The sequence below is a fragment of the Streptomyces tricolor genome, from assembly GCF_002155905.1.
GTDB lineage: Bacteria > Actinomycetota > Actinomycetes > Streptomycetales > Streptomycetaceae > Streptomyces > Streptomyces tricolor.
Window position 1 is genome coordinate 1 of record NZ_MUMF01000369.1, and the last position, 9376, is coordinate 9376.

General features: G+C 70.5%; 16 protein-coding genes. 12 read left to right on the forward strand and 4 right to left on the reverse strand.

Annotated elements, in window-relative coordinates; all coding sequences use genetic code 11:
* Positions 1–39 precede the first annotated feature (39 nt).
* Both CCN44_RS25360 and CCN44_RS25365 read left to right on the forward strand, forming a co-directional pair.
* Positions 40–234: an SHOCT domain-containing protein gene (locus CCN44_RS25360; RefSeq protein ID WP_331478616.1), complete on the forward strand. Its 195-nt coding sequence runs from the start codon at positions 40–42 to the stop codon at positions 232–234.
* A gap of 51 nt (positions 235–285) precedes the next feature.
* Entirely contained in the window at positions 286–501 is a 216-nt protein-coding gene (locus CCN44_RS25365) for a hypothetical protein (protein WP_086699838.1), read from the forward strand.
* A gap of 234 nt (positions 502–735) precedes the next feature.
* On the opposite strand, the gene CCN44_RS25370 is transcribed toward CCN44_RS25365, so the two are convergent.
* Positions 736–1062, reverse strand: coding sequence for a metal-sensitive transcriptional regulator (locus CCN44_RS25370; protein ID WP_086699841.1), 327 nt, complete (start codon positions 1060–1062; stop codon positions 736–738).
* 500 nt (positions 1063–1562) lie between these two features.
* On the opposite strand from CCN44_RS25370, the gene CCN44_RS25375 reads away from it, so the two are divergent.
* The 10 genes from CCN44_RS25375 to CCN44_RS25420 all read left to right on the forward strand — a co-directional run bounded on the left by CCN44_RS25375 (position 1563) and on the right by CCN44_RS25420 (position 8344).
* Positions 1563–1850, forward strand: a complete 288-nt coding sequence (locus CCN44_RS25375; RefSeq protein ID WP_033314369.1) for a hypothetical protein — start codon at positions 1563–1565, stop codon at positions 1848–1850.
* Positions 1851–2005: 155 nt separating this feature from the next.
* On the forward strand, positions 2006–2278 hold the full coding sequence (locus CCN44_RS25380; protein WP_063739372.1) for a DUF2933 domain-containing protein: 273 nt from the start codon (positions 2006–2008) through the stop codon (positions 2276–2278).
* A gap of 58 nt (positions 2279–2336) precedes the next feature.
* Positions 2337–2588 (forward strand): hypothetical protein, encoded by a 252-nt coding sequence (locus tag CCN44_RS25385; protein ID WP_033314370.1) that lies wholly within the window; start codon positions 2337–2339, stop codon positions 2586–2588.
* Positions 2588–3277: a methyltransferase family protein gene (locus CCN44_RS25390; protein ID WP_033314371.1), complete on the forward strand. Its 690-nt coding sequence runs from the start codon at positions 2588–2590 to the stop codon at positions 3275–3277. The genes CCN44_RS25385 and CCN44_RS25390 overlap by 1 nt, the downstream gene beginning before the upstream one ends.
* Before the next feature lie 5 nt (positions 3278–3282).
* On the forward strand, positions 3283–3579 hold the full coding sequence (locus tag CCN44_RS25395; RefSeq protein ID WP_033314372.1) for a hypothetical protein: 297 nt from the start codon (positions 3283–3285) through the stop codon (positions 3577–3579).
* Between the two features lie 31 nt (positions 3580–3610).
* A complete protein-coding gene (locus CCN44_RS25400; RefSeq protein WP_033314373.1) occupies positions 3611–4315 on the forward strand; it encodes an ABC transporter ATP-binding protein in 705 nt (234 codons plus the stop codon).
* On the forward strand, positions 4315–5793 hold the full coding sequence (locus tag CCN44_RS25405) for an ABC transporter permease (RefSeq protein ID WP_086699844.1): 1479 nt from the start codon (positions 4315–4317) through the stop codon (positions 5791–5793). The genes CCN44_RS25400 and CCN44_RS25405 overlap by 1 nt, the downstream gene beginning before the upstream one ends.
* A 175-nt stretch (positions 5794–5968) precedes the next feature.
* Positions 5969–6457, forward strand: coding sequence for a hypothetical protein (locus CCN44_RS25410; RefSeq protein ID WP_051814996.1), 489 nt, complete (start codon positions 5969–5971; stop codon positions 6455–6457).
* Between the two features lie 100 nt (positions 6458–6557).
* The gene (locus CCN44_RS25415; protein ID WP_033314375.1) at positions 6558–7247 is read left to right on the forward strand and encodes a response regulator; all 690 of its coding nucleotides are present in this window, start codon (positions 6558–6560) and stop codon (positions 7245–7247) included.
* Positions 7244–8344, forward strand: a complete 1101-nt coding sequence (locus tag CCN44_RS25420) for a sensor histidine kinase (RefSeq protein ID WP_086699847.1) — start codon at positions 7244–7246, stop codon at positions 8342–8344. Before CCN44_RS25415 ends, CCN44_RS25420 begins: the two co-directional genes overlap by 4 nt.
* A 71-nt stretch (positions 8345–8415) precedes the next feature.
* On the opposite strand, the gene CCN44_RS25425 is transcribed toward CCN44_RS25420, so the two are convergent.
* The 3 genes from CCN44_RS25425 to CCN44_RS25435 form a co-directional block, all read right to left on the reverse strand.
* A complete protein-coding gene (locus CCN44_RS25425) occupies positions 8416–8718 on the reverse strand; it encodes a multicopper oxidase domain-containing protein (RefSeq protein ID WP_033314377.1) in 303 nt (100 codons plus the stop codon).
* Positions 8637–8900: a response regulator gene (locus CCN44_RS25430; protein ID WP_078625779.1), complete on the reverse strand. Its 264-nt coding sequence runs from the start codon at positions 8898–8900 to the stop codon at positions 8637–8639. The genes CCN44_RS25425 and CCN44_RS25430 overlap by 82 nt, the downstream gene beginning before the upstream one ends.
* Before the next feature lie 32 nt (positions 8901–8932).
* Positions 8933–9376: M48 family metalloprotease (locus CCN44_RS25435; RefSeq protein ID WP_158103145.1), on the reverse strand; the 444-nt coding region annotated here is incomplete at its 5' end.

Here is a 9376-nt window from a genome sequence, read left to right on the forward strand (position 1 = left end):
GTCTAAAAGATTTTGTGGGGCCTGATCATCACGGTCTTCGTGCTGCTCTTCCGTGCCCTGAATCGGTCGCCCGAGCACACCGGTGCCCCCACCCCGCCGTCCGCTCCCCCGGCGTCCGCCACCCCGGAGCAGCTGCTCGCCGAGCGGTTCGCCCGCGGCGAGATCGACGAGGACGAGTACCGGCGCCGCCTGGAGGTGCTGCGCACCGGCGGGCCCACCCTGACCAAGCGGTGACCAGAGCCCGCCAAGGGCAGAACCGGCTCACCTCGAAGAGGAGGAACTGACATGCGAGTGATTGCGCGGATCGGCGTCGGACTCGCGGCTCTGGCCGCCGTGGCTCTCGCACCGGCGACCGCGAGGGCCGACGCTCCCGCGGATTCGGGTTCCGGGTTCGGCCAGCACGTGCGGCAGTGCGCGCAGACCATGGGATTCTCCGGAACCCACAACCCTGGCATGCACCAGGGCTACGCCGGCTGGGACGGGATGCCCTGCGCCGACTGAGCAGGCACAGGCGCGGGACCGCGGCCCGAAACGCCGGTGGCAGGCAGGTGACGACGGACGGACCGCCCCGAGCCCCGGCGGCATGCCGGATCGCACCAAGGACGACCCTCCGCCTTCCACCTGTCCTCCCTGGCGGGCGGCGTCGTGGCGGCCGTCAGCGGGCTCTGGCGGGCGCCATGGACGCCAAGTCGTAGCCGAGGAAGACCGTGGCGGACCGCCGACGAACGGCCGAGGTCACATCCGCGTCAACCGGCGCATGGCGAGGGCGAGTTCGTCGAGCCTCGCGTCGGCCTCCTCCGGGTCCGAACGGGCAGCGGTCAGCAGGCAGTTCCTGGTGTGGTCGTCGAGCAGACCCAGGGCGACCTCCTGGAGCGCCCGGGTGACGGCGCCGATCTGGGTGAGGACATCGATGCAGTACCGGTCCTCGTCGACCATGCGCGATACGCCTCGCACCTGGCCTTCGATCTTGTGCAGCCGGGACAGGTGATCGGCCTTCTGGCTGTGATAGCCCGGCGGTTCGGACACCCGCGGGCGGAGACCGCGACCGGGGGCTGTGGTCATCGCCGTGCGCCTCCTCTCCATCTCTCCGCGTGTACCGCGTGTACCGCATGTACGAGGTGCGGATTCCATCCTGACCGTGGATACCCCCACCACGTAGGGGCCTGCCGTCCCGTCCGCGGGGCCGACAGGCCCCTGTCTGCGGTACCGCGCGCGACACGAACTGGGCGGGTGGTTACCGCCCGTTTCGGGGTCGCCCTCGTCCCGGCCGCGTTTTCCTGCCCTCACTTGTCCGCAACCACCGCGAACGGGAGGACCGGCCCGCCTCGATGCCGGAGACCGTGGCGCTGCGGACGGCTGAGGAGGAACCCCCGGCACGGTGACCGGCGCCCATCCGGCGGAGTCCTCGTGATGGGGCCGTTCGACCCATTACTAAGGACCTTAGCGCCATAGCATTCGCGGCCCGCCGGGGCCACGGTGGAGGAGTCCGCACCGGCCAGGCAAAGGCTCTGATCACAAGAGCCACAGCCCGCCGGCGGCCCGGCTCGAGAGCGGAGACGGCCATGTCGACACTGATCGGACTGGCGCTGCTGGCATGGATCGCTGTCGACACCGTACGGCGCGTCGTCGCCGCGCGGGGCCGTTGCGGCGTGCTGCTGGCCCGGCTCGGAGGCCGGCGTGCCGGCGATGGCGCTGCCGAATGTCGTTGGGTGCGCCTGGTGTTGGCGGAGCGGATCGATCGCGCCGCCTATCGCCGGGCGATGGACGAGCTCGCGCACAAGAGCCGCCAGCCCGATGTACGCACAGTGGCGATCCGTCGCGTACTCGGGGCCCGGGGACAGACGAGATGAGGCGCGCGGGGCCGTCCGGCCCTCCTGACAGAGGACCTTCGGCCCTCCCCTAGGCACGCTCAGCCCCTGCCCACCGGCCAACAACAGGCTCAGCCTGGAAATAGACCACCCGTACCGGGTGGAGGTATCCGAGACGAAGCCAAGGAGGCGACGTCATGACGAACGACAAGCGTCCGCTGTACGCACTCGCCGCAGCGATCGGGATCGTCGGGCTCGTGGCCCTGGGCGTGCCCATTGGGACGATCGTACTTCTGGCCGTCCTGGCCGCCTGCCCGCTGATGATGATCTTCATGATGCGCGGCATGCACGGTGGAGGCATGCACGGCGGACACGACCACACGGACGAGTCCACCGACCGAGACCGCGATCCGCTGCGCAAGCACGATCAAGACGGTCATCAGCACCCCTACGGCCATGGCCGCTCATAGCGCGGGATCCGGACCACCGTCGCCCCCGCCACCATGCGGCAACAGTGAGAGAGGCGCCATGACTGCCATGGTGGCGGTGCTGATCGGCTCGCTGATCCTGGCCGCCGTGGTCTACGACATCGCCCGGCTGGTGACGCCGAGTGAAAGCCGTTGCCCGCCGCTGGCCCGGATCAGGGGCCGTCGTGCCGCCCTGGAGAGCGCCGAGATGTGGCTGGTCGGACTGCGACTGCACGGCCGGATCGACGCGACCACTTACCGCACGAGGATGCACGGCCTCGCTCTTGGCGAGCGCACCCCAAGGAGGACGTGATGGCTGACGCCGCATACGGCCTGTGGCCGCTGGTGGTGCTCAACACCCTGCTGTTCATCGTCTTCGCCGCGAGCTTCTTCCATCCGAAGAGCAAGCGGGACTGGCGGGCGATGGGCGCCTACAGCGCCTTCATGGTGGCGCTGTTCACCGAGATGTACGGCACTCCGCTGACTATCTACCTGCTCGGCAGCTGGCTCGGCTCCCAGTTCCCGCTGCTGAAGGACACCCACGCCGGCGGGCACCTGTGGAACGATCTGACCAACTGGCAGGGTGACCCGCATCTGAGCCCCTTCCACCTGGCCAGCTATGTCGGCATTGCCGTCGGCTTCTGGTTGATCGCCGCCGCGTGGAGGGTGCTGCACGACGCCGCCCAGCACGACCGCCTGGCCACGACCGGCCCGTACGCCTGGGTGCGCCACCCGCAGTACGACGGCTTCCTGCTCATCATGATCGGGTTCCTGCTGCAGTGGCCCACCATCCCCACCCTGATCATGTTCCCGATCCTGGTGTACGTCTACGCACGGCTGGCCCGCAGCGAGGAGCGCGAGGTCGCCGAGAAGTTCGGCGCCGACTGGGACGCGTACGCCGCCCACACACCCAAGTTCTGGCCCAGGTGGCGCACCCGTCCGCCCGCGCCGCGCAGTGGCCCGCCGGCACGGCACGAGCGCCACACCACCGCACGGAGGTGAGGGACGTGATCGCTCTCGTCTGGTCCCTGATCGCTCTGCAGGTGCTCGTCGTCGGACTGTACGCCTACCGTCTCATCCGCCTCGGGCACCTGGGCGCCCCGGCCGAGGTGCACCCCGTCGGCCGTACCGCGATTGCCCTGGTTGCCATCTGTGCGGCCCCGGTGCCCGCGCTCCTGGCGATCGACGCCCCCGCCGCGGCCTGGGGTCTGTGGGGAGTCGGCTACACCTCCGCCGCGCTGGTGCACGCCTTCGCCGACACGATGCGCGACATCCCGTCCCGCACGTCAACGGGCACTGCCTGAGAGGCACATCCGGGAAGCCGAGGAGGGAGCCATGAGCCCCGCCACACCCGTGTCGACCGCCTACGCATCGTCGACGCAGCAACTGCAGTCCGTCCTGACCGCCACCGGGATCGAGAAGGCCTACCGGCGCGGCGTCTGGCCGGCCAGGCGCAGCCTGACGGTACTGCGAGGCGCGGATCTGTCGCTGGCCCACGGTGAGGTCGTGGGCCTGGTCGGGGAGAACGGCTCCGGCAAGAGCACCCTGATGAAGATCCTCGTGGGCGCGCTGCGGCCGGACGCCGGCACCGTGTCGTACGACGGCCGGCTGGGCTACTGTCCCCAGGAGCCCATCGTCTACGAACGCCTCACCTGCGACGAGCACTTCGAGCTGTTCGGCCGCGCCTACGGGATGGCCCCCGAGGCCGAGCGACGCGCCCGCCGGGCGATCTACGAGTCGCTCAGCTTCGAGCGGCACGCCGCCACCCGCTCCGACCAGCTGTCCGGCGGCACGCTGTCCAAGCTCAACCTCGGCCTCGCACTGCTGGCCGATCCCGAGGTGCTGCTGCTGGACGAGCCGTACGCGGGCTTCGACTTCGACACCTACCTGAAGTTCTGGGACCTCGTCGGGCAACGGCGGCAGGCGGGCCGGTCCGTGCTGATCATCAGTCACTTCGTCACCGACGAGGAGCGTTTCGACCGCATCGTGCAACTGCGAGACGGAAAGACGCAGCCGCGAGACGGCAAGGCGGTGGCGTGATGACCACCACCGGCCTGCTCATACGCCGCTACGTCAGCGAGACGGCACGCAATCCGGTCACCGTGTCGATGCTGGTCATCGTGCCGGTCGTGTTCGTGGCGATCGCCGCGCAGAAGATCGCGGACGCCGCCGAACTGCTCGGCGGGCAGGGCGGGGTGGAGGTGGAGACGGTCACCGCCGGGTGGGCGGCCGCGTTCATCTCGGCCATCGCCATGTACTTCCAGATACGCTCCGCCCGCGCCACCGACCGCCGTCTGGTGCTGGCGGGACTGGCTCCCGCCCGGCTGGTCGCCGCCCGGCTCGCCACGGGGCTCGCGCTCGCCGTCACCGCCACCGCCGCGGCCCTGGTGACCCTGGCAGCTCGCACCGGCATCGACGCACCGGGCCGGACCATTGCGGGGACGCTGATGTTCGCGGTGATCTATCTGGGCATCGGGGCTCTGGTCGGCGCTCTCGTCCCAGGGCCGGTCAACGGCACCGTCCTCGTCTTCTTCGTGTGGATCCTGGACGTCTTCCTCGGGCCGGCGTTCGGCTCAGCGGACCGGGTGGTGACGCGTCCCCTGCCGACGCACTTCGCGGCGCTGTGGATGATGGACCTGCCGTCCCGCCACGGTGGCCGCATCGGTGACCTCGGCTGGGCGCTCGTATGGACCGCCGCCGCGCTCACCGTCAGCTGGACGGTCGTCGCCGCCACCAGCCGTGCCGCACGGCCGCGCCACCGGGCGGGCCAACTGGCCACCGCCCTGCGGATGGGGCTGCGCGAAGCCGGCCGCAATCGCGTGCTGTGGGCGCTGCTGATCGCCGTGCCGACCGTCTTCATCCTGCTCGCCGCGGTCACCACCCCGGAGGAGTACCAGTCCATGCTGCTCCCCGAGAACGGCCGCCGGGTCGCGGTGCGGTTCTGGTTCCCCGACGCCCATCCCGGCTTCATGGCCCCGGTCTCCATCGCCTCGCTCGCCGCGCTCGTCGGACTGTTCACCGTCCTTCAGGCGCGCTCCGGCGACCAGCGTCTCGTCCTGGCCGGGCTGCGAGCGCGCAGCCTGCTCGTGGCCCGGCTGTCCGTCGTCGCCCTGGGTGCGCTGATCGCGACCGCGGCCTCCGTGGCCGTCACGGCGGCCCTGTTCGACGCCCGCCAATGGGGTCTCTACCTCGTCGCCAACCTCTTGCTAGGTCTCACCTACGGCCTCATCGGCGTGCTGATCGGCTCGTTCGTCGGGCGGGTCGGTGGCGTGTTCATCGCCTTCCTGGTGCCGTTCCTCGACCTCGGCATCGAGCAGAGTCCCATGCTCAACTCCGAGGTGTCCGGCCTGGGTCGGGCCCTGCCCGGCTACGGCGCCTCGCGGGTCCTGTACGACGCCGCGCTCACCGCGTCCTTCGACGAGACCGGCCCGCTGCTCATCGCCCTCGCCTGGCTCGCGGGCCTCACGTTCACGGCCGCGCTGCTGTTCCGCCGGGCCGTGCGCACCACCGCCACGTGAGGTTCCGGTCTGCCTTCACAGACGCTTCATACGAGCGCCGGTCGTTGCTTCACGGCCCGCTCCGATGCTGGTGAGTAGGGACATCGGGCCGGGACGGGGCTACGCACGCCGGGTCGGGCGCCACCGATGAACCTGCTCGACAAGTGCCGGAACACGAACCAGGGAGCCGAGAGCGATGAAGCTGAACCGTAAGGACGTGACGCGAGGACTGGTGGCGCTCGGGGTTGCCGGAGCACTCGCCGGCGGCGTCGGTATCGCGCAGGCGGCGACTGGCACGACGGGCTCGCCTGCCGCAAGCACGGCGTCCGCCTCGCCGAACCGGATGTGCGGCGGCGGCATGCACGGCATGGGGTTCGGCGAACACGCGCCCATGGACGCCGCTGCGAAGTACCTCGGCCTGAGCCGCACCGACCTGCAGAGCCAGATGCACGCGGGCAAGTCGCTCGCGGACATCGCCAAGGCGCAGGGCAAGTCGGTCTCCGGGCTCAAGGACGCGATGCTCGCGGCGGTCGAGAGCGAGCTCGACGACAACACCACGCTGACGGCCGAGCAGAGGAAGTCGAAGCTCGTGCAGGCCAAGAGCCACATCGACAGCATGGTGGACAACGCCCATGGCACCGGCGCGGGTCACGGACCGATGGGCATGCGGATGGGCAGCATGTGACACCGGCCCTGCCCTCTGTCCGAGGGTGAGTGGTTGGGTGCGGCCAGGCAGTCACGCATACGGTGCTGCCTGGTCGTGGTGTCGTTTGAGGAGTGAGCCCATGCGGCGGGTGCTGGTGGTCGACGACGAGCCGCACATACGGAGAGTCCTGCGGGGCTATCTGGAGGCGGACGGATTCCAGGTGGCGGAGGCCGCCGACGGGGAGACGGCGCTCGCCGCGCTCCGCGGCGATCCGCCCGACCTGGTGCTCCTGGACGTGATGCTGCCGGGGATCGACGGACTGGAGGTCCTCCGGCAGCTGCGCGGCTTCACCGACACCTACGTGATCATGGTCACGGCACGGGCGGAGGAGGTCGACAAGCTCGTCGGACTCGGCGTGGGTGCGGACGACTACGTGACCAAGCCGTTCAGCCCGCGCGAGGTCACGGCCCGGGTGAAGGCGGTGCTGCGCCGCGGCAGGGGAACACAGGCCGACCAGGACGCACCGCTGCGTTTCGACGGCCTGACCATCGACCCCGCCGGCCGCGAGGTGACGGTGGAAGGGAAGCAAGTGGCTCTGTCGAGCCTTGAGTTCGACCTACTCGCCGCGCTGGCCGACGCGCCGGGCCGGGTGTTCTCACGCGCGCAACTGCTGCAGCGCGTATGGGGTTACGACTTCTACGGCGACGAGCGCGTCGTCGACGTCCACATCCGCAGTCTGCGGGCACGGCTGGGTGACGACGCGAGCGATCCCCATCTGATCGCCACGGTGCGCGGCGTGGGCTACAAGTTCGTGGGCCGGCCGCGATGAGGGCGCGCCTGCCCCTGCGGCTGTTCGTCTCCCACACCGCCGTGGCCGTGGTCGGCGCCCTCGTGGCCTATCTGACAGTACGGCTGCTCGCGCCGCATCTGTTCGACCAGCGTATGGGGATGATGAACGGCCACATGCCCGGCGTGGGCCCGGCGACGGGCGCACAGGTGCACGCCGCCTTCCAGACCGCGCTCAACACCGCCCTGCTCGTGGGCGTCCTGGCCGGTGTCGCCGCCGCCGGAGTCCTCGCGGCGTTCGCCACCCGCCGCCTGCTGCGCCCGCTGGATGCCGTGCGTACCGCGACCCGGAGGATCGCCGGCGGACGGTACGACGTCGACGTCCCGCTTCCGTCCGAACCGGAACTGGCCGCGCTGGCAACCGACGTCAACACCCTCGGGCACACCCTGGCCGACACCGAGACACGGCGCACCCGCCTGCTCGGCGACGTCGCCCACGAGATGCGGACCCCCCTGACCGCACTCGACGGCTACGTCGAGGGCCTGATCGACGGTGTGTTCACCGCGAGCCCGGACACCCTGGCCTCCCTCAGCGAGGAACTGCGCCGGCTGCACCGGCTCGCCGACGACCTGTCCGGCCTGTCCCGCGCCGAGGAACAGCGCCTCGACCTACATCTCGTCGACGCCGACCTGTCGGACCTGGCCCGACGCGCCGCCGCGCGGCTCGCGCCCCAGTTCGACGATGCGCACCTCACGCTGGTCGTCGACGCCGACACGGTCGTACCGGTACGCGCCGATCCGGACCGGATCACCCAGGTACTGACCAACCTGCTGGGCAACGCCCTGCTCGCCACCCCCGCCGACGGCACCGTCACGATCAGCGCACGCGGCTCCGGCAGCCTCGGTGAGGTCGTCGTGACGGACACCGGCGTGGGTCTGGCCGCAGAGGACGTCGAGCGCGTCTTCGAACGCTTCTACCGCGCACCCGGTCAGCCCCGCCGCTCCTCCGGTTCGGGCGTCGGCCTGACGATCGCCCGGGGAATCGCACGTGCGCACGGCGGAGACGTCACGGCGTCCTCACCGGGGCGAGGGCAGGGTGCGCGCTTCACCCTCGTCCTGCCGCTGCGCCCACCCCCTTAGCGGCCCCCGTTTACACAGCGCTTGACCGCCGCTGCCGTGGCAGCGGCGGTCCCCCGGGGAGGGGATGGCGGCTACTTGACGTAGGAGAGCATGGTCAACATGCCCGCCTCCGCGTGGTAGATGTTGTGGCAGTGCAGCGCCCACTGGCCCGGGTTGTTCGCGTCCAACTCCACGGTGATCCGGCTCATGGGCGGGACGATGACCGAGTCCTTGCGCGGTCCCGGGGTGGAGCCGGTGTCCACCTGGAAGGTGTGGCCGTGCAGATGGATCGGGTGCCACATCATGGACTTGTTCACCAGGACCAGCCTGATCCGCTCACCCTGCCGGACCGGCAGGGTGCCGTCCTTCTTGCCGTTGGCGGACGCTCCCCACATACATCGAGCACGACGACGTCCGGCGCTGTCGTACGGGCCAGCTCCAACGCGTCGGCGCCGTTGCGTACGACGTCCACGGCGAAGCCCTCGCGGGACAGGTAGTCCCCGACCAGGCGGCCGAGTTCCACCTCGTCGTCGACCACCAGGGCCCGCTGGGCCGTCGGTGCCGAGTCGTCGCTCATGTCCCGTACTCCTGACGGTGTGCGCTTCAGGGTCATGGCGCCGGGCGGCCCAGCTCGGCGGAGATCTCGGCGAGTTGGTCGAGGCGGCGCTCCAGGGTGGGGTGGGTGGAGAACAGGTTCGCCACGGTCGAGCCCGGTCCGAGGGCGGGGGTGAAGAAGAAGGCGTTGAAGGCCTGCGCGGTGCGAAGGTCCTGGGTGGGGATGCGGGCGATGTCTCCCGTGACCTTGGTCAGCGCCGACGCCAGCGCGGAGGGGCGGCCGGTGAGCAGGGCGGCGGCCCGGTCGGCGGCCAGTTCGCGGTAGCGGGACAGGGCGCGGATGAGCAGGAAGCTGAGGGCGTAGACGAGGGCGGAGACCGCCATGACCGCGAACAGCAGCGCGGCGGTGTTCTGGTCGTCGTCGCGGCGGTCGCGGCCTCCGAAGAGCTGGGAGTAGAAGGCGAAGCGGACCATGAGTCCGGCGATCACGCCCAGGAA